This is a genomic window from Methylobacterium sp. E-066, from assembly GCF_022829635.1.
GTDB lineage: Bacteria > Pseudomonadota > Alphaproteobacteria > Rhizobiales > Beijerinckiaceae > Methylobacterium.
The window spans coordinates 31214-49597 of record NZ_JAKSYO010000043.1; the positions used below are offsets into that span (position 1 = coordinate 31214).

The following is an 18384-nucleotide window of genomic DNA, read 5'->3' on the forward strand; positions in this document are numbered from 1 at the left end:
ACACGCCGTCCAAGCCGGGGCTGGCCTTAACGACTGCGCTTCCTCGTCCGGGCCTAGATGTGCGGTGCGGGCGAATGTCGCCAATCGCCCGCTACCCCTCTTCCTGGTATCGAGCGAATATCACAGGTCGGTGCATGAATCTCGCTTAGGTCGAGCTTACTCAGGAGGTTATTTGACGAGTGACGCCTCGCCATTGCCGAACGACCAATCCTGGGCGGAAACCGGTACGAGGTTGATCACGACGTCCTCCCGATGGACATCGAGCCTCTCCTGCAGCGCATCCGTCACCTGCCGGTAGAAGCCGCGCTTCTGTTCGAGCGATCGGCCCGTGACTAGCGTGACTTGGATGACGATGCATCCGGCCGATCGATGGATGCCGAGGAAGTCCGGATCGAAGATAAAGTTCGCAGGTTCGTGTTCGGCAATGACCTGGAAGCGGTCGCCGACCGGCGCCTTGAGGACATCGATCATGGCCTGGTAGACGATCATGCCGATCGGCCTACCCCCATTTGGTGGCCCGGGTTTGAAGTTAGTGCATCGTCGGGCGGGGCGATGACCCCGCTATGGTCCAGCCCCACACCACCGGCGAGATCATCATCGTTGGCGGCAACCATCGCCTGGCCGTGGCGAGGGCGAAGGGAGCGGCAGCTGTGCCGATTCTGTTCGAGCCCCAGCACTTGCCTTTCGTGCAAGCCAGGCTGCCAAGCCTTGTCGTCCTCGCGACGCATTCGGCCTGAACGAAGCTGATCGATGTGATGACGAACGGCCGGGAAGACCCCTGCCGTTCGTGTGTTTCCCCCAGGGACGTCGCACGCTTATGGGGTGTAACGTGACATCTTTATGGGGTGTTTGACGCCCTTATGGGGTGCACGACAGATATCTTACTCGGTCACCCCGCCTCAGCTCTCCAGCTCGCTGTCCCAGTACAGGTAGTCGAGCCAGGTGTGGTGGTACTGGCGGTGGTCGAACTCGGGCTGGCGGTGGTGCAGCTCGTAGCGGGTCGGCCGGCGCGGCTCGGTGGCGAGCGGCATGTCCGCCTCCTGCGGGGTGCGGTTGGCCTTGCGCAGGTTGCAGGGCGAGCAGGCCGCCACGACGTTCTCCCAGCTCGACAGGCCGCCCCGGGAGCGCGGCACCACGTGGTCGAAGGTCAGGCCGCCCGAGGGCAGCCGCAACCCGCAATACTGGCAGCTGAAACCGTCGCGCAGGTAGATGTTGTAGCGGGTGAAGGCCGGGCTGCGGGCGAGCGTCACGTAGTTCTTCAGCGCCACCACGCTCGGCACCCGCAGCGACCGCGACGGCGAGCGCGCCTCGACATCGTAGCTCGCCACCAGGGTGACGCGATCGAGGAACAGGGCCGTGAAGGCGTCCTTCCACGACCACAGGGACAGCGGATTGTACGAGAGCGGCCGATAATCCGCGTTCAGGACGAGGGTTTGGAGATCCATCATCGGCGCGACTCTTCGGACTATCTCTGACGCGTGTAACGCGCGGGAACGCGCCGGCGCCCCACCGGCCCGTCCGACGCGGCCGGGGGCCGGCGCAGGAGGGGCCGGCGGACGGGGCGTCGGCTCGGCGGGAGAGGCGGAAGGAGCAACAGGGCGGCGGGCCGGCGCGCGGTGACGCCAGTCGGTGCGGTAGCAACCGGAACGCGGCCGGGCCGGACCGGCGTCGGAGCCGGCCGAACCCTTTCGCGTGACGACGAAAAGGCCCTGTCCATACGGTGTTCATCTAATCCCACCGTGACACCCTTGTGAAGCTTTTCCCGCAGGGTCCCGGGGACGCACCCACAGCGGGGCCTCGGGGCCGCCGATCCGGGCCGCGAAGTTCAGACATCTCCGACGGCAGAGGACAACGGCCGAGGCCACGCGCGTCTCCCTCTCCCCTCTGCAGGCTATCGGATTCTCACATCCCCGGATGTGGCGCGGGTCCCCTCTCCCGTGCGGGAGAGGGACAGGGTGAGGGATGCGCGTTTTCCGGACAGACCTGGTCCCTCACCCCAACCCTCTCCCGCACGGGAGAGGGGGCGCGTGGCGGCTTTCGCAAGCCGATGTGAACATCGTAGCGCTGCGGGGGAGGGAGGGCGCGTGGCGTCTCTGGCGCGACCTTCCTTTCAAGGTGCGCACCGTCCAGAGCCTCATGCGTGAATCCGCGAGCCACCCCGAGGCGAGGGTGGGCAGGGGCACGGTTTCGCCCTATTGGAAGCTCACAGCCCCCGGCTCTCAGGCTTTGATTCCACGCGCTCGCTGACGCCGGACCGATGGTCCCTTCGGCGGCGAGCGATCGAGAAGGCCCGCGCGGTTCCCGATGACCGCCGGTCCGCCGAGGCCGGGCTCCGACCGCGCGCCCGGCGCGCCCGACGAGAGGTAGCCTATGATTCGCACGCGTGTGCGCTCCCGGAAGCTGAACGACGCGCCGCGTCGGCCCGCCGTGCTGGCCCTCGTGGCCGCGCTGATGCTGGCGATCCCGGCCGCCGCGCCGCCCGGTGCCTGGGCTCAGGGCGAGACGCCGGCCGGGCAGCCCGCGGCGGCCAAGCCCGCGGACTCCAAGCCCGCAGACTCCAAGCCCCCCGAGGCCAAGCCTGCTGCGCCCAAACCCGAGATGTCCGAGCAGCTCAAGGCGGTGCGGGCCAAGCTCGACGCCGCCAAGGCCGAGCTCGAGGCCCGGGAGAAGCAGCTGGGGCATACCGACCTGAGTGCCACGGACCTGGCGGCGATTCGCGATAGCGCCGCGACCGTCACCGAGGAGATCCGCGCGCTGATCACCCGGCTCGACACGCCGCTCGAGGCGGCCCGCGAGCGGCTGGCTCAGCTCGGCCCGAAGCCGAAGGACACCCCGGAGAGCGCGGACGTCGCCGAGCAGCGCGTCGAGCGCGAGGCCGCCGTGGCGCGCATCGACGAGACCCAGCGGCTCGCCCGCTCCCTGCAGGTGCAGGGCGACCAGATCATCGACCGGGTCTCGAACCGCCGGCGCGAATCATTCACCCGCGACCTGTTCCAGCGCTCGCAGCCCCTGGTCAGCCCGGGCCTCTGGGCCAAGGTCATGGCCGACGTGCCGCGCGACACCCGCTCGCTGCAGAGCGCGGTGTCGGATATCGGGCTGCTGTTCTCGCGCAACGGCAGCATCGGCAACCTGCTGTTCCTGGGGCTCGCCTTCGGGATCTCGATCGCGCTGTATTTCGGGCGGCGCAACATCGCCCCCCGGGCCGCCCGGCGGGACGCGGCTACCACCGAGCCGTCGCGGCGCGCGACCCTGCTGGCCGCCTGGCGGGTGATCCTGCTCGGCACGGTGCCGGCGGTGGCGGGCTCCTACGCGGTCTATTACGCGCTGGACGCCACCAATCTGCTGCCCTCGCGGCTGCTGCCTGTGGCCGCCGCGATCCTGGGCGGCCTCGCCTTCATCGCCTTCGTGGAGGCCCTGTGCGACGGGCTGCTCAGCCCCGACAAGCCCGCCTGGCGCCCGGCCCCGGTCGGCGACGCGGCCGCCACCCGGCTGACCCGGCTCGCGGTCGGCATCGCCACGGTGCTGACCGTGGTGAAATCCGTGGAGGCCTTGAATTCCGGGATCTCGGCGGCCCTGCCGATCTCGATCGCCACCCGAGGCATCGGCGCCGTCGCCACAGCCCTGATCCTGGCGATCGGCCTGCACCGGTTCGCCGATACCGAGCAGGAGGAGGAAGCCTGCTTCGGCCCCTACGTGCCGACCAAGACCACCACGGGGCTCGGCGGCCCGGCCCGGCTCATCGGCTGGGCCGGGGTGGCGCTGATCGGGGTCGGGGCGCTGGTGGGCTACGTCGCCTTCGCGGCCTTCCTGATCGACCAGCTGATCTGGGCCGGGGGCGTGCTCGTCCTGCTCTACCTGCTGGTCCAGAGCGTCGACACCTTCATCGGCCGCGCGCTCACCGACGAGACCCGGCTCGCCACCGCCCTCCAGGCCAATACCGGCCTGCGCAAGCGCTCGCTGACCCAGATCTCGGTGCTGGCGACCGGGGCCGCCCGGGTGGTGCTGATGCTGGTGGCGGCGCTGCTCGTGCTGGCGCCCTGGGGGCTCGATTCCACCGACATCGTCTCGTCGATCCGGCAGGCCTTCTTCGGCTTCAAGGTCGGGGACGTGACGATCTCGCTGTCGAGCATCGCCTTCGGCATCGGCATCCTGGTGCTCGGCGTGTTCGTCACCCGGGCGGTGCAGCGCTGGCTGGAACTGACCTACCTGCCGGCCACCGACCTGGACGCCGGCCTGCGCAACTCGATCACCACCATCGCGGGCTATTGCGGCTTCCTGCTCGCCCTGGCGCTCGCCTTCTCGTATCTGGGCCTCAGCCTGGAGAAGCTGACCATCGTGGCCGGCGCCCTCTCGGTGGGTATCGGTTTCGGCCTGCAATCGATCGTCAACAACTTCGTCTCCGGCCTGCTGCTGCTCTGGGAGCGCCCGATCCGGGTCGGCGACCAGGTGGTGATCGGCGATTCGGAGGGCATCGTGAAGCGCATCTCGGTGCGCTCCACCGAGATCCAGACCTTCGACCGCTCGTCCGTGATCGTGCCGAACTCGAACCTGATCTCCGGGGTGGTCAAGAACCGGGTGCGCGGCGACCGCTCAGGGCGGGTCAGCATCACGGTCAGCGTCCTGCGCAACCAGGATCCGGTGCGGGCCGCCGAGATGATCACGGCCTGCGCGCAGGCCCATCCCGACGTGCTGCGCGACCCGGTGCCCCGGGTGGTGTTCAAGAAGATCGGCGACCCGTTCCTAGACTTCGAGCTGCTGGTCTGGATCGTGGATGTCAGCCTCGGCCAGAAGGTCCAGACCGACCTGAATTTTTCCGTGTTCTCGACCCTGTCGGAGGCCGGCTTCATCCCGCCCCTCGGCCCCGGCGCCAGCATCGTCACCGTGCAGGGTTTCGAGGCGATGCAGGCCGCCATGGGCGAGATCGCGAGCCGGTTCGGGCAGCCGGCCCCGGAATCGGAGGTATCCGGGACATCGCCTGCCCAGCCGCAGCGCGACCGCGGCCTCCGGAGCGCCGGGGGCTGAGGCTCAGCGCGCCGCGCGCCGGGGTGGCCGCAGATCGAGATGCGCGCGCGCCCCGTCGGCGGCGAGCATCACCTGCGTGCCCCTGCGCGTCAGGAGGCCCGCCCGCTCCAGCGCGGTCACGTCGTCATGCACGCGCCGGTAATTCCGGCGGAGCGAGCCGGCCAGCGCGTTGATCGATTCGGCGGGGCCTCCGGTCAGGGCCTCCAGGAGCGCGATCCGCGCCGGCGAGAAGGTCTTCAGGAAGGCCGACCAGTTCTCGAAGGTGACGATCCGCTCGGGCCGAGGCTCCTCGCCGGCCTCAGCGCGGCGCACCGCCGCGAGGAAGCGATCCCGCATATCCTCGACGGATCCGCCGATGACGTATGTCACCTCGTCGCTCATAGATGGCCTCCGCGCAGCATCCCGACCTCGGTCAGGAAGTCGTCCAGCAGCTTTTCGTAGGTGGTGAACCGGTACGGGGATTTTACCAGGGAGGCCGTTCCCAAGAGAACCGGTCGCGCAATCGCGCCGCGCCCCCTATATCGCCCGAGCGTCCGAGCCGGATGCGGAAGCGTGGATCTGGAAACGTGGGCGGACGCAACCTGAGACGAGGCCTGCTCGCGGCGGCCGGCATCCCGGCGCTGGCGCTGCTCGGCGCCTGCGCCACCGACGTGCCGACCACCGCGGCGCTGCCGAGCATCTACCTGCCGCTCGCCAGCCAGAATGCCCATATCGACGTCGATGCGGCCCGCGACATGATCTCGTCCTATCGCCGCAACCGCGGCGCCGGGCCGCTCACGGTCGATCCCGATCTGCAGCGTCTGGCCGAGGCGGAAGCCGCCGCCATGGCGCTGGCCGACCGGCCGAGCAAGGCGCAGACCGTGAAGGCCGCGGTCGGGCGGCTCGGCTACGCCGACGTGAACGCCAACCTGTCGGCCGGCTACCACACCTTGGCCGAGGCCTTCTCCGGCTGGCGCGAGAGCGCGCCGCACGAGGCCACGATGCTCGACCCGCGGGCGACCCGGATGGGGATCGCCACGGCCTATGCGCCGGGCTCGAAATACAAGGTCTACTGGGCGCTGCTCACCGCCAAGTAGCGTGCGGTGCCAGCAGTAAAAACAGGTTCGCAGGGCTCTGCCCTGCACCCGCAAAAGGTCTCGAACCTTTTGAAACCCTGACTGTCCGCGATGGATCGCCCTACGGCAGCCCCTTCACGTTCGGCACCGGGGGGGCTTCCTTCATCAGCGTCACCGTCACCCGGCGGTTGGCCGCGAGATAGGGGTTGTCGGGGAACATCGGCTCGGTGTCGGCTTTGCCGGTGACCGAAGCGAACCGGTCGTCCTGCAGCCCTGAGCCGGCCAAAATCTCCCGCACGCTGATCGCCCGGCCGGCCGACAGCTCCCAGGGCGGCGCCTGCGGGCGCTGGCCCGGTCGTTCGGTGGCGGTGAAGCCCGTGATGGCGATGCGGTTCGGCATCTGGCGCAGGGTCGGGGCGAGCTTCTCCAGCAGGCGCCGGGTGCGCTCGTTCGGGCGGGTCGAGCCGTCCGGGAACATCGAGCGCCCGTCCTGGTCGACGATCGACAGGTCGAGGCCCTGTTCGGAGCGGACGATCACCACGTTCTTCGACAGTTCGGCGATGTCCGGCATGTCCTGCAGCGCCTGCCGCAGGGAGGCCGCCGCGAGGCCGAAATTGTCCGGCTCGCCGGTCTCGGTCAGGCCGAACTCGCTGCTCTGGTCGCGCCGGGGCGGCGTCGTTCGGTCGGTGGCCTTCTCGGGCGGGATGTTGCGCAGGTATTTGACGTGGTCGGCGGCCGGCAGGCCCTCGGATTCGAGGATGCCGGCGAACTTCGATTCCTTGTTCACCCCGAAGGCGTCGCGCATCGAGCCGGCGACCACCTGCATCTTCTTCTGGTCCTGCGTCGAATAGGCCGCGACCATCACGAAGAAGCTCATCAGGAGCGCCATCAGGTCGGCGAAGGTCACGAACCAGCCGTGGCCGCCATGCGCGCTGCCGCGCTTCTTTCTGGCCATATCAGGCGGCCGGTTCCATCAGCGCTTCGCGATGGTTGTGCGGCAGGTAGGCGATCAGCATCTCGCGCACCAGCGTCGGGCTCTTCTGGTCGCGGACCATCAGGATGCCGTCGATGATCAGCGAGCGGGAGACGTCCTCCTCCTCCAGCTTCACGTGCAGCTTGTCGGCGAGCGGCAGGGTGATCAGGTTGGCGATCACGGCGCCGTACAGGGTGGCGAGCAGGGCGGTCGCCATGGCGGGGCCGAGCTTCGACGGGTCGGACATGTTGGCGAACATCGCCACCATGCCGAGGATCGTGCCGATCATGCCCCAGGCGGGCGCGCAGTCGCCGTAGGCCCGGTAGACCTTCGAGCCCTCGTCGAGATGCATCAGGAAGTTGTCGCGGTCCCGCTCCATCGTGTCGCGGATGAAGTCCCGGTCGTAGCCGTCGGCGATGTAGCGGGCGCCCTGCGCCAGGAACGGGTCGGAGATCTCCATGTTCTCCAGCGCTATCGGGCCGGACTTGCGGACCACGTCGGCGATCTTGGTGATCTCCTCGATCAGCTCCTGCGGCTTCACCGAGCGCATCATGAACGCGAAGCGCAGGCCCATCGGCAGGCCGTGCACGATCACCGAGAACGGGAACCGGATCATCGTCGCCGCGGTGGCGCCGCCGAACACCACGACCACGGCGTGCTCCGACGCGTAGGCCCCGAAATGGCCGCCATCGAGCATGATCAGCCCGACCACGACGCCGAGGCCGGAGAGCAGGCCGAGTGCGGTTGCGAGATCCATGACTCTGGGCGCCCGATGCAAAATCGTAACAAAGCGGTCCCAGCGGTCGCTTGCGGCCGGGTTATTCACAGCGGTAGGAAATCTTGCTGAACGAACCGTAAAGGCGATGGCTTCGACCCTGTATAGGGCCGTCATCGCCCGTTCAGGCGCGGCCCGGCATAAGCCGTGTCGTGTGAGGGGTTTGGCGGCGGAATCAGCGAGATCCGCCCGCCGCCCGGACCTTAAGAGTTGGCGCGAGACCCGGACACACGGGCCGCGCCGGGGGTGGCGGAGCTGTGGTGATGGTTCGTCTGTACGGGCGGGTCCTGGGTTTCCTGAAGGCGGAACGGCGGCTGGCCATCGGTCTGGCCGCCACCAACCTCGTGCTGGCGATCGCGGCGTTCGCCGAGCCGCTGCTGATGGGCCGGATCATCGATCAGCTCACCCACCTCAAGCGTGGCGGCAACGCCATGACCACCATGCTGCCCCTGCTGGCGGCCTGGGTGGCGTTCGGCTTCTTCACCATCGCGGCGGGCGTGTTCATCGCGCTCCACGCCGACCGGCTGGCCCACCGCAACCGCCTCTCCGCGATGGCGAGCTATTTCGAGCACGTGCTCGACCTGCCGCTCGCCTTCCACTCGGCCAACCATTCCGGCCGGGTGCTGAAGGCGATGCTGGAGGGCACCAACGGCATGGCCTGGCTGTGGCTCGGCTTCTTCCGGGACCACCTCGTCGCCCTGGTCTCCCTGGTCGTGCTCCTGCCGATGACCCTGTTCATCAACTGGCAGCTCGGCTCGATCCTGGTCGTGCTGGTGCTGGCGTTCACGGCGCTCACCACCTTCGTGATGCGCCGGACCGAGACCCTCCAGGGCCAGGTCGAGGAGTTCAATTCCGGCCTCGCCGCCCACGCCTCCGACGCGCTGGGCAACGTCGCGGTGATCCAGTCCTTCACCCGCGCCAAGGCCGAGAAGGACGCGATGCGCGGCATCATCACCAACCTGCTGGCCGCGCAGATCCCGGTCCTGTCCTGGTGGGCGCTCGCCAACGTGGCGACCCGGGCCTCGGCGACCATCACCATGACGGCGATCTTCGTCACCGGCATCTGGCTGTACCAGGCCGGCACCACCACGGTGGGCGAGGTCGTGGCCTTCATGAGCCTGGCCACCGCCTTCGTGGCGCGCCTCGACCACGTGGTCGGCTTCGTCAACGGCCTGTTCCAGCAGGCGCCCAAGATTGCCGAGTTCTTCGAGATCTACGACACCGTGCCGGCGGTGGCCGACCGTCCGCATGCCCGGCAGGTCGCCCGCTTCGAGGGCGAGGTCACCTTCGACGACGTCGCCTTCTCGTATGACGGCCGGCGCAAGGCGCTCGACGGCGTGTCGTTCTCGGCCCGTCCCGGCGAGACGATCGCGCTGGTCGGCACCACCGGCTCGGGCAAGTCGACGACGCTTGGCCTCCTGCACCGCAGCTTCGATCCGGCTTCCGGCTCGATCCGGATCGACGACATCGACGTGCGCGACATCGGCCTCGCGTCCCTGCGCCACAACATCGGCGTGGTGTTCCAGGAGCCGATGCTGTTCGCCCGATCGATCCGCGAGAACCTCCAGGTCGGCCGCCCGGACGCCACCGACGCCGAGATGCTCGACGCCCTGGAGCGCGCCCAGGCCGGCGCCTTCATGGCGCGCCAGCAGGACGGGCTCGACACGGTGATCGGCGAGCGTGGCCGGTCGCTCTCCGGCGGCGAGCGCCAGCGGCTCTCGATCGCCCGGGCGCTCCTGAAGAACCCGCCGATCCTGATCCTCGACGAGGCGACCTCGGCGCTGGACGCCGCCACCGAGCGCAAGCTCCAGGGCGCCCTGGAGGCCGTAATGGAGGGGCGCACCACCTTCGTGATCGCCCACCGTCTCGCCACGATCCGCAACGCCGACCGCATCCTGGTCTTCCACGAGGGCCGGATCGTCGAGGCCGGCACGTTCGACGCGCTGGTCGCCGAGAACGGCCGCTTCGCCGAGCTCGCCCGGGCCCAGTTCATGGCGGCCGAGGCCGACGAGACCGAGGGACGGCTGGCCCTGGCGGCGTAACGTAAGGGACGGGCGCCGGTCAGCCGGCGCCCAAGGAAGTCTCAACCTTTCGGGAGACAGTGTCTTCCGAAGACGCTCACCCGCCCCGGAGCCCCGTCCCCGATCGGGCAAGTGATCCTGACCCTCTGAGTCACAAAAAAATGCTGCGCGAGATCGTCCTCGATACCGAGACCACCGGCACGGAGGCGCGCAACGGCGACCGGCTGATCGAGATCGGCGCGGTCGAGCTGCTCAACCACATCCCCACCGGCCGGACTTTTCACCGCTACTGCAACCCGCAGCGGGCGGTCTCCGAAGGCGCGTTCAACGTCCACGGGCTGTCGGACGCGTTCCTGTCGGACAAGCCGGTCTTCGCCGAGATCGTCGGCGAGCTGCTGGCCTTCCTGGCGGACGGGCGCCTCGTGATCCACAACGCGCCGTTCGATGTCGGCTTCCTCAACATGGAATATGCCCGGCTCGGGGCGAACGCGCCGCCGCCGATCCAGCTGGACGACGTGGTCGACACCCTGCCGATGGCCAGGCGCAAGCACCCGGGCGCGGCCAACAACCTCGATGCCCTGTGCAACCGCTACGGCATCGACACCAGCCGGCGGACCAAGCACGGCGCGCTCCTCGACGCGCAGATCCTGGCCGAGGTCTATGTCGAGCTGCTGGGCGGGAAGCAGACCAGCTTGGGGCTCATGGATGCCCAGGCCGGCCCCGCGGTCCGGACCGTCGCCCAGGCGGCTCCGGCGGCTCCGCGGCCCTATCGCAGCCGACTTACGGATGAGGAGCGGACACGTCACGACAGCTTCCGGGCGAGCCTCGGCCCGGCGGCGATCTGGGCCGATTATATGGGCGCCGACGACCCGGCCTGACCGGCCTTGCCGCATCGCACATCGGCCTCTATTGCATCGCACCATATGTCGACCTTCGCGCCATCCCGGCCGCGACACGGACGCTGATGTGACCAAGCGCGCACCCATCATGGATCCCTTCAGCAAGCTGAAGGATATGCAGGACGGCGCCCGCGACCGGGCTGCGCATTCGCCCTTCGCCGACATGATCGAGGCGACCCGCCTGACCAGTCTCGGCCGCCTGGACGAGGCGACCGCCCTGATCCAGCGCAGCTTCGGCTACACCACCGCGCCGCCGCCGGAGCCGGAAGCGCCGGCCCCCCAGCCTCCGATCCCCCGCGACGACGCGCCCGGGACTGTCCGGCGCAAGGCCGCCGCGGAGACCCGGAACGCGTCGCGCGGCTCGATCACCGAGCCGGCGGTGCGGGTCCGCAAGGCGGTCGGCAAGGTCGTGAGCGGCCTCGCGCCGATGCTGAAAGGTCTGAGCCGCCCGCGGCGCGCGCCCGCCAAGCCGTCGGCGCCCCGAAAGCCCGCGCGCGAGAGCCGCTTCGTCGCCCTCAGCCATACCGAACCGGCCGGCAGCCGCGACTACAAGCTGTTCATCCCGGGGAATCCGGCGGAGCCGGCGCCGCTGATCGTGATGCTGCACGGCTGCATGCAGAACCCGGACGATTTCGCCGCCGGCACCGGCATGAACGTGCTGGCCGAGCGCGAGGGCTTCTTCGTCGTCTATCCGGGCCAGAGCCGGCATGCCCATGTCCAGCGCTGCTGGAACTGGTACGAGCCGCGCGACCAGCGCCGGGAATCCGGCGAGGCCGCGATCATCGCGGGGCTCACCCGGGCCGTGATGGCGGACCACCCGATCGACCCGGCCCGGGTCTACATCGCCGGCATGTCGGCGGGGGGCGCGGCCGCCCTGAACATCGCCCGGGCCTATCCCGACCTCTACGCCGCGGTGGGCGTGCATTCCGGCCTCGCCGCCGGTTGCGCCCGCGATATCGGCTCGGCCCTGATGGCCATGCAGGTCGGCGCGCCGGGCCTCGGCACCGCACCCTCTTTCGGCGCCTCCCCGACCGGACAGCGCATCCCCACCATCGTGTTCCACGGCGAGGATGACGGCACCGTCAGCGTGCGCAACGCCGACCAAGTGCTGGCCCAGGCCAACGTCGCCGGCCTGACCCCCGGATCCGAGACCTTCGAGGACCGCGGCCACCCCTTCACCCGCACCCGCTACCGGGACGAGACCGGCCGGGTGGTGGTCGAGGATTGGCGGGTCCGCGGCGCCGGCCACGCCTGGTCGGGCGGCCGCCCCGAGGGCAGCTACACTGATGCCGACGGCCCGGACGCCTCCCGGGCGATGCTCGACTTCTTCGCCGAGCACCGGCTCGGGCCGCGGTAAAACCACGATTGGGGTCGGGCTCAGCTTCGAGGCTTGCAGGGCGTTGCCCTGCACCCGCAAAAGGTCCCGGACCTTTTGAAACCGTGACCGGACCCATCCATGACCGCACCGATCCCCACTCTCGACGGCCTCGCGCAGGTGGCGGAGCGCTACGACCTGCTCCTCTGCGATGTCTGGGGCGTGCTGCATGACGGCCAGAAGGCCCATGTCCCGGCCGGCGAGGCGCTGATCCGGTTCCGCGGCCTGCCGGGCGCGCGGCCGCGCCGGGTGGTCCTGGTCTCGAACGCGCCGCGGCCCGGGGATGGGGTGGGGCGCATCCTCGACCGGTTCGGGGTGCCGCGCGAAGCCTACGACGCGATCCTGACCTCGGGCGACCTCACCCGGGAGCTGATCGCCGCGCGCCCGGGAGCGCGGATCCGGCATCTCGGGCCGGAGCGCGACCTCGGCATCTTCAAGGACCTCGACCTCAGCCTCGTCCCGGAGGAGGAGGCCGACCTCGTCGTCTGCACCGGCCTGTTCGACGACCGCAGCGAGACCGCGGACGATTACCGCGCCGAACTCATGCGCCTGGCGGCCCGGGGGCTCACGATGATCTGCGCCAATCCCGACCTCGTGGTCGAGAGCGGCAACCGGCTGATCCCCTGCGCCGGCCTGCTGGCCGCGGCCTATGCCGAACTCGGCGGCACCGTGATCTATGCCGGCAAGCCGCACCGCCCGGTCTACGAGGCGGCTTTGGCCAAAGGGGCCGAGCTCACGGGCGCGCCGGTGGATCCGGCCCGGGTGATGGCGATCGGCGACGCGATCCGCACCGACATCGCCGGCGCCCGCGGCTTCGGCATCGCCAGCCTGCTGGTGGCCCGGGGCATCCACGCTGAGGAACTCGGCGTCTCGGCCGAGCACCACCGCCTCGGCGACGTCGCCGAATGGCTCGGCCGCCAGGTGGTGCATCCGGACGCGGTGATCGAGCGGCTGGTCTGGTAGAGTATCGCTCCCGGCCACCATGCTACAACCGGGAATGGCCGATCCCGTCCCCGCCGCCACCCATGCCCGCACCATCCTGGCGGCCCATGAGCATCGCCGCCAGATCGCGCCCCTGACCGGCTGGGATGCCGGCCTCGACCTCGCCGCCGCCTACCTTGTGGCCGACGAGGTCCGGCGCCTGCGGGTGGCAAGGGGCGAGCGCCCGGTCGGCCGCAAGATCGGCTTCACCAACACGACGCTCTGGGATGCCTACAACGTCCACGCGCCGATCTGGGGCCCTGTCTACGACACGACCTTGCATGACCGCGCCGCCCTGACCGGTCCGGTGCCGCTCGCCGCCCTGGTCGAGCCGCGGATCGAGCCGGAGATCGTGTTCGGGCTGGTCCGGGCGCCCGAGCCCGGCATGGACGACGCGGCCCTAATCGGCTGCCTCGCCTGGGTGGCGCAGGGGTTCGAGCTCGTGCAGTCGCTGTTTCCCGGCTGGCGCTTCGCCGCTCCCGACACGGTGGCGGCCTTCGGGCTGCACGGCCTGCTGGTGCTCGGCGAGCGGGTGCCGATCGCCGCGGATTCGGCGCAAGCCTGGATCGACGCCCTTGCGGGGTTCTCCGTCGAGCTGCTGCGGGACGGCGCGGTCGCCGACCGGGGCAGCGCCCGCAACGTGCTCGGGGGCGGCCCCCTCGCGGCCCTCCGGCACCTCGTTGATGTGTTGGCTAACGACCCGTTAAGCCCGCCGCTCGCAGCCGGCGAAATTGTCACCACCGGGACGCTCACCGACGCCCTGCCGGTGGCGTCCGGGCAGGTCTGGAGCACGCGGCTCTCCGGGCTGTCGCTGCCCGGCCTCGACCTCGCCCTGGCCTGACGCGGTCGGAGGCGTCCGCGTCGGCCCGCAAAAAGCCCCTCGCTCGTGGGTTTCCGGCACAAAGCCGCCGGGCATCCGTAGGAAATCCCTCGCGGGGGGCGCCGGATGGGGTAAGGCGAGACGGGGCGGCTGCGCGGCACGCGATTCGCCCTGTGCCGCCCATCATCGCCCGCGTCTCGGCCCGGCCGCGACACGGGGCCGTTGGTGATGATTAGCCGACATGCCACATGCTGAGACATGCCCGGACGCGCGCGGAGCCGCTACACGACCTACCTGGTGTCCGTGACCGCGGAGCGGTCCGGCGGCCGCGGCCGCTCGGGTCGCAAACTCGCCCCCCTGGTCTACGCGGTGATGAAGCCGAACGCCGAGGCCGCGATGGCGGCAGTCAGGTCGCTGGCCGAGGAGCCAGTCGCGGTCGCCATCGTGGGCAGCCTGTCCACCCGGGTGTCCAAGGGCCTGAAGCTGAAGCCGGGCGAGCCGCGGGTGGTGTGACGAGCCGGGCTCAATCCACCGCGAGCCGGTAGCCGACGCCCCGCACCGTCTGCAGGAAGACCGGGTTGGCCGGATCGACCTCGGTCTTGCGGCGCAGGCGGTTGATCTGCACGTCGACGGTGCGTTCCGCGGCGAGGCCCCCGGGCCCGGCGAGCTGCTCGCGCTCGACATTGGCGCCCCCGGCCGCGGCCAGGATCGTCAGGATCTCGCGCTCGCGGTCGGTGATGCGGATCAGCGCGTCGTCCCGGCGCAACTCGCCCCGGTCGATGCGGAACGCGAACGGCCCGAAGGTCACGGTCTCGGCCGCCGCCTCGCGCGGGCTGACGCTGCGCTTGATGATGTTGCTGAGCCGCAGGGTCAGCTCCCGGGGCTCGAACGGCTTGGGCAGGTAATCGTCGGCGCCGATCTCCAGGCCCATCACCCGGTCGTTCGGGTTGGAGCGGGCGGTGAGCATCAGGATCGGCACCCGGGAGGTCTCGCGGACGCTGCGGGCGTAGTCGAAGCCGTTCTCGCCGGGCATCATCACGTCGAGCACCATCGCGTCGAACACGACGCTCTGGGCCCGGGCCCGGGCCTCGGCGGCGCTCGCCGCCACGGTCACGCGAAACCCCTGGTCGGTCAGGTAGCGGGCGAGCAGCTCGCGCAGGCGGCGGTCGTCGTCGACCACGAGGACGTGCGGCGCCGCGTCGGGCAGTTCGGCCCGGGGGGCGGTGGTCACGCGCCGCCACCCGCGCCGGACCCGCGCCGGGCCATCAGGCGCCGGACCGCGGGCCGGTCCTCCGGCTCGATCATCGCCATCAAAAAGTCCTCCGGGGAACCCAGCGCGTCCGGCGCGGCGAGGGCCCGGGCGAGGCGGCGGGCCTGGACCCGGGTGAGGTCGGCGGCCAGTTCGGCACCGGATGGCGTGCAGTACAGCAGGCGCTGGCGCCGGTCGCTCGGGCCGGTCTTCTGCGTGACGTAGCCCTGCCCGATCAGGTCCTTCAACACCCGGTTGAGGCTCTGCTTGGTGATCCGCAGGATGTCGAGCAGCTCGGCGATGGTGAGCCCCGGATAGCGGTCGACGAAGTGCAGCACCCGGTGATGCGCCCGGCCGAAGCCGTAGGCCGCCAGGATCCGGTCGGGATCGCCGACGAAGTCGCGATAGGCGAAGAACAGGAGCTCGATCAGGTCGTCGCTGCCCAGCGCCTGCGCCGGGTCCGCCGCGCGGGACGCAGGTGCGGGACCGGAGAGCCCGGATGCGACGGTGCCGTCGCGCTGTACCGATGAGGTCACGGGGGGCAGACCGTCACGTGGGGACCGTCCGGGTGGCAAGAAGGTCAGTCCCTCTGACATGTCTCAGCGCCGCCCGGGAGCGTCAAGCCCGCCAGCCTCCACCTGCGAGACACGGATCGGGGACTTGCCGGCCGCCGCTCCGGGTCCGATACCGGTCCGGGCCGGATTCGAGGGCCCGAGGGGAACAGCATGAGCGACGCCGACGCACGGGCCCGCCGCCTCTGGATCCGCGATCCGCTGGCCATCCTCGCCGAGGGGGCCGAGGGCGGCATCGTGGTGGAAGGCAGCCGGATCGTCGAGCGCGTCGCCGCGGGCGCCCGGCCGGCCGGCCCGGTGGACGAGACCTTCGACGCCGCGCGTCACGTCATCATCCCGGGCCTCGTCAACACCCACCACCACGCCTTCCAGACCCTGACCCGGGCCCACCCGATCGCGATCAACAAGCCGCTGTTTCCCTGGCTGAAGGCGCTCTACACGGTCTGGGGCCGGATCACCCCGGAGGCGTTCCGGCTCGCCACCCGGGTGGCCTATACCGAGCTGCTGCTCTCCGGCTGCACCACGGCGGGCGACCACCATTACCTGTTCCCGAAGGGGCTGGAGCAGTCGGTCGACATCCAGGTCGAGGAGGCCCAAAGCCTCGGGATCCGCGCCGCCATCACCCGCGGCTCGATGAGCCTGTCCGACCGGGAGGGCGGCCTGCCCCCGGAGACGCTGACGCAGGACGACGACACGATTCTTTCGGATTGCGAGCGGGTGCTGAACCTGTTCCACGATCCGGCCCCCGGGGCGATGGTGCAGGTCGGGCTAGCGCCCTGCTCGCCCTTCGCGGTGACGAAGCGCCTGATGCGTGAGAGCGCGGATCTCGCCGCCCGGCACGGCTGCCGGCTGCACACCCATCTCGGCGAGACCCTGGACGAGGACCAGTTCTGCCTGTCGATGTTCGGCTGCCGCCCGGTGGATTACCTGGAGGAGGTCGGCTGGATGAGCGACCGGGTCTGGCTCGCCCACGGCATCCATTTCAACGATGCCGAGGTCGCCCGGCTCGGCAAGGCCGGGGTCGGCGTGTGCCATTGCCCGACGTCGAACATGACCCTGGCGTCCGGCCATTGCCGCACCTGCGAGCTGGAGGTGGCGGGCTCCCCCGTCGGCCTCGGGGTCGACGGCTCGGCGTCGAACGACAGCTCGAACCTGATGGAGGGGGTGCGCCACGCGCTGATGCTGAACCGGCTCACCTATGGGGCGGAGACCGTGACCCATCTGGACGCGCTGCGCTGGGCCACCGAGGGCTCGGCCGCCTGCCTCGGCCGCTCCGATATCGGCCGGATCGAGCCGGGCCGCGAGGCCGACCTCGCGCTGTTCACCCTGGACGAATTGCGCTTCTCCGGCGCCCACGACCCGCTCGCCGCCCTGGTCCTGTGCGGCGCCACCCGGGCCGACCGGGTGATGGTGGCCGGGCACTGGCGGGTGATCGACGGCCAGCCGCTGGGTGTCGATGCAGTTCGCCTGCGGGAAGACCATTCGCGGCTGGCGAAGGAGCTGTTCGGGGCGGGGTGAGGCTCGAATGGTCCGGAACCTAGTCCTTTCAAGGTGTTTGGCACAGCGGTTCGGGCGAGACGCGACGCGTTCTCCTCCCCCTTGCGGTTGGGGGCTGCACAGGTTTTGCTCCGCTTTCCGCGTCGGGACGTTGTCGGTTTTTCCGACAGGCGCGGAGGGGCGGATGGACGGGTTCGGCGGTGGGAACGTGCTGACGCCGGTGCGTAGCGCGTGGCTGTTCGAGCGGATCGTTGAGACCGGCAGCGTGGTGCTGAGTTGCGTAGGCGGCGACCATGCTGGGACGGCGGCAGCACACCGCTCCCTCGGCTCGCCGCAGAGCGACGTGCCGACGATCCTGGCGACGTTGCGCCCCGGGCGGTGGAGGCGTGCCGGGGCCGGTGCGTGGTAGCGGTGCAGGCTACCAGCGCGCTGAGCTTTGCCGGGGCGTCCGGCCGGTCTGGTCGGGGCTCGGGCAGGGACGGCGTACAGCCGGGCTTCTTCGTGCATCAGGTGGTGGCGGTGGACGCCGCCGATGAAGCAGTCCTGTGAAGCAGTCCTGGGCCTGCTCGACGCGCAGATCTGGAGCCGGGCGCCGGGCAAGGTGTCGGCGCGGCGCGGCGCGGCCGGCCTTGGAGAAGGAGAGCCTGCGCTGGCGGATCGGTCCTTCGACAGGCTCAGGATGAGGGGTCTTCCGGGGCTTGAAGGGCGAGGGCCTGCGGCTGGAGGAGACGCAGGTGTGGGTGCTCGAGACGCTGTTCCGGCTGGCGGCTCTGGCGCTTGGGGCGGCGGTGCGGATCCTTCAGCTGGTCGATGCCCGCGACGGCGGGCGGCGGCCGATGCAGGACGGGCTCGACGCAAAGACCCGGCCGGTGGTGGAGGCCTTGGGGCGCAGTTGCGAGCGGGGCACGGCGCGCCAGCGCAATCCCCACTGGGGCCGGCACCTTGGCCTGGCTGTCCTGGATCGTCGCCCGCTACGGCGGCTGGAACTGCTACGGCAAGCCCCCAGGCCTCAAGATCATGGCCTGCGGCTGGGAACGCTTCGCCGCAACCCCCGCAGGGGCCCTCATCGCACAGACCGAACTCGAACCTCGAACCCGTGTAGCCCGTAGCCCGTGTGGGATAGGGGAAAAGCGCCCAGTTTTCAA

The 18384-nt window shown here is 70.2% G+C and carries 17 protein-coding genes; 10 read left to right on the forward strand and 7 right to left on the reverse strand.

What is annotated here, in order from left to right; translation table 11 throughout:
* Window positions 1-168: 168 nt before the first annotated feature.
* Window positions 169-489: a tautomerase family protein gene (locus MKL20_RS04845; protein WP_244035735.1), complete on the reverse strand. Its 321-nt coding sequence runs from the start codon at window positions 487-489 to the stop codon at window positions 169-171.
* 74 nt (window positions 490-563) lie between these two features.
* Here MKL20_RS04845 and MKL20_RS04850 point away from each other — a divergent pair, with 74 nt between their 5' ends.
* A complete protein-coding gene (locus MKL20_RS04850; RefSeq protein WP_244035736.1) occupies window positions 564-737 on the forward strand; it encodes a hypothetical protein in 174 nt (57 codons plus the stop codon).
* Window positions 738-899: 162 nt separating this feature from the next.
* On the opposite strand, the gene MKL20_RS04855 is transcribed toward MKL20_RS04850, so the two are convergent.
* Window positions 900-1448 (reverse strand): HNH endonuclease, encoded by a 549-nt coding sequence (locus MKL20_RS04855; RefSeq protein WP_243969402.1) that lies wholly within the window; start codon window positions 1446-1448, stop codon window positions 900-902.
* A 922-nt stretch (window positions 1449-2370) separates the two neighbouring features.
* Here MKL20_RS04855 and MKL20_RS04860 point away from each other — a divergent pair.
* A complete protein-coding gene (locus MKL20_RS04860; RefSeq protein ID WP_244035737.1) occupies window positions 2371-5022 on the forward strand; it encodes a DUF3772 domain-containing protein in 2652 nt (883 codons plus the stop codon).
* A gap of 3 nt (window positions 5023-5025) precedes the next feature.
* Here the strand turns inward: MKL20_RS04860 and MKL20_RS04865 are convergent, their stop codons facing one another.
* Window positions 5026-5403 carry a hypothetical protein gene (locus MKL20_RS04865; protein ID WP_243969406.1) on the reverse strand — a complete coding sequence of 126 codons (378 nt, stop codon included), beginning with the start codon at window positions 5401-5403 and terminating at the stop codon, window positions 5026-5028.
* A gap of 185 nt (window positions 5404-5588) precedes the next feature.
* Here MKL20_RS04865 and MKL20_RS04870 point away from each other — a divergent pair, with 185 nt between their 5' ends.
* On the forward strand, window positions 5589-6098 hold the full coding sequence (locus MKL20_RS04870) for a CAP domain-containing protein (RefSeq protein WP_244035738.1): 510 nt from the start codon (window positions 5589-5591) through the stop codon (window positions 6096-6098).
* Between the two features lie 100 nt (window positions 6099-6198).
* Here the strand turns inward: MKL20_RS04870 and MKL20_RS04875 are convergent, their stop codons facing one another.
* Both MKL20_RS04875 and MKL20_RS04880 read right to left on the reverse strand, forming a co-directional pair.
* Window positions 6199-7032: a flagellar motor protein MotB gene (locus MKL20_RS04875; protein ID WP_244035739.1), complete on the reverse strand. Its 834-nt coding sequence runs from the start codon at window positions 7030-7032 to the stop codon at window positions 6199-6201.
* A gap of 1 nt (window position 7033) precedes the next feature.
* Complete coding sequence (locus MKL20_RS04880) at window positions 7034-7807, reverse strand: motility protein A (protein WP_243969412.1); 774 nt, start codon at window positions 7805-7807, stop codon at window positions 7034-7036.
* Between the two features lie 281 nt (window positions 7808-8088).
* On the opposite strand from MKL20_RS04880, the gene MKL20_RS04885 reads away from it, so the two are divergent.
* The 6 genes from MKL20_RS04885 to MKL20_RS04910 all read left to right on the forward strand — a co-directional run bounded on the left by MKL20_RS04885 (window position 8089) and on the right by MKL20_RS04910 (window position 14434).
* Window positions 8089-9867 carry a glucan ABC transporter ATP-binding protein/ permease gene (locus MKL20_RS04885; protein ID WP_279594535.1) on the forward strand — a complete coding sequence of 593 codons (1779 nt, stop codon included), beginning with the start codon at window positions 8089-8091 and terminating at the stop codon, window positions 9865-9867.
* A gap of 140 nt (window positions 9868-10007) precedes the next feature.
* Complete coding sequence (dnaQ, locus tag MKL20_RS04890) at window positions 10008-10724, forward strand: DNA polymerase III subunit epsilon (protein WP_244035741.1); 717 nt, start codon at window positions 10008-10010, stop codon at window positions 10722-10724.
* 136 nt (window positions 10725-10860) lie between these two features.
* Window positions 10861-12102, forward strand: a complete 1242-nt coding sequence (locus tag MKL20_RS04895) for an alpha/beta hydrolase family esterase (protein ID WP_409568115.1) — start codon at window positions 10861-10863, stop codon at window positions 12100-12102.
* A gap of 99 nt (window positions 12103-12201) precedes the next feature.
* Window positions 12202-13083 carry a TIGR01459 family HAD-type hydrolase gene (locus MKL20_RS04900; protein WP_244035742.1) on the forward strand — a complete coding sequence of 294 codons (882 nt, stop codon included), beginning with the start codon at window positions 12202-12204 and terminating at the stop codon, window positions 13081-13083.
* 34 nt (window positions 13084-13117) lie between these two features.
* Window positions 13118-13942: a 2-keto-4-pentenoate hydratase gene (locus MKL20_RS04905; RefSeq protein WP_244035743.1), complete on the forward strand. Its 825-nt coding sequence runs from the start codon at window positions 13118-13120 to the stop codon at window positions 13940-13942.
* A gap of 237 nt (window positions 13943-14179) precedes the next feature.
* Window positions 14180-14434, forward strand: coding sequence for a hypothetical protein (locus MKL20_RS04910; protein WP_244035744.1), 255 nt, complete (start codon window positions 14180-14182; stop codon window positions 14432-14434).
* 10 nt (window positions 14435-14444) lie between these two features.
* On the opposite strand, the gene MKL20_RS04915 is transcribed toward MKL20_RS04910, so the two are convergent.
* Together MKL20_RS04915 and MKL20_RS04920 are read right to left on the reverse strand one after the other, a co-directional pair.
* Complete coding sequence (locus tag MKL20_RS04915) at window positions 14445-15152, reverse strand: response regulator (RefSeq protein ID WP_244035745.1); 708 nt, start codon at window positions 15150-15152, stop codon at window positions 14445-14447.
* A complete protein-coding gene (locus MKL20_RS04920; protein ID WP_409568114.1) occupies window positions 15149-15706 on the reverse strand; it encodes a MarR family winged helix-turn-helix transcriptional regulator in 558 nt (185 codons plus the stop codon). Before MKL20_RS04920 ends, MKL20_RS04915 begins: the two co-directional genes overlap by 4 nt.
* 189 nt (window positions 15707-15895) lie before the next feature.
* On the opposite strand from MKL20_RS04920, the gene MKL20_RS04925 reads away from it, so the two are divergent.
* On the forward strand, window positions 15896-17260 hold the full coding sequence (locus MKL20_RS04925) for an 8-oxoguanine deaminase (protein WP_244035746.1): 1365 nt from the start codon (window positions 15896-15898) through the stop codon (window positions 17258-17260).
* Window positions 17261-18384 lie beyond the last annotated feature (1124 nt).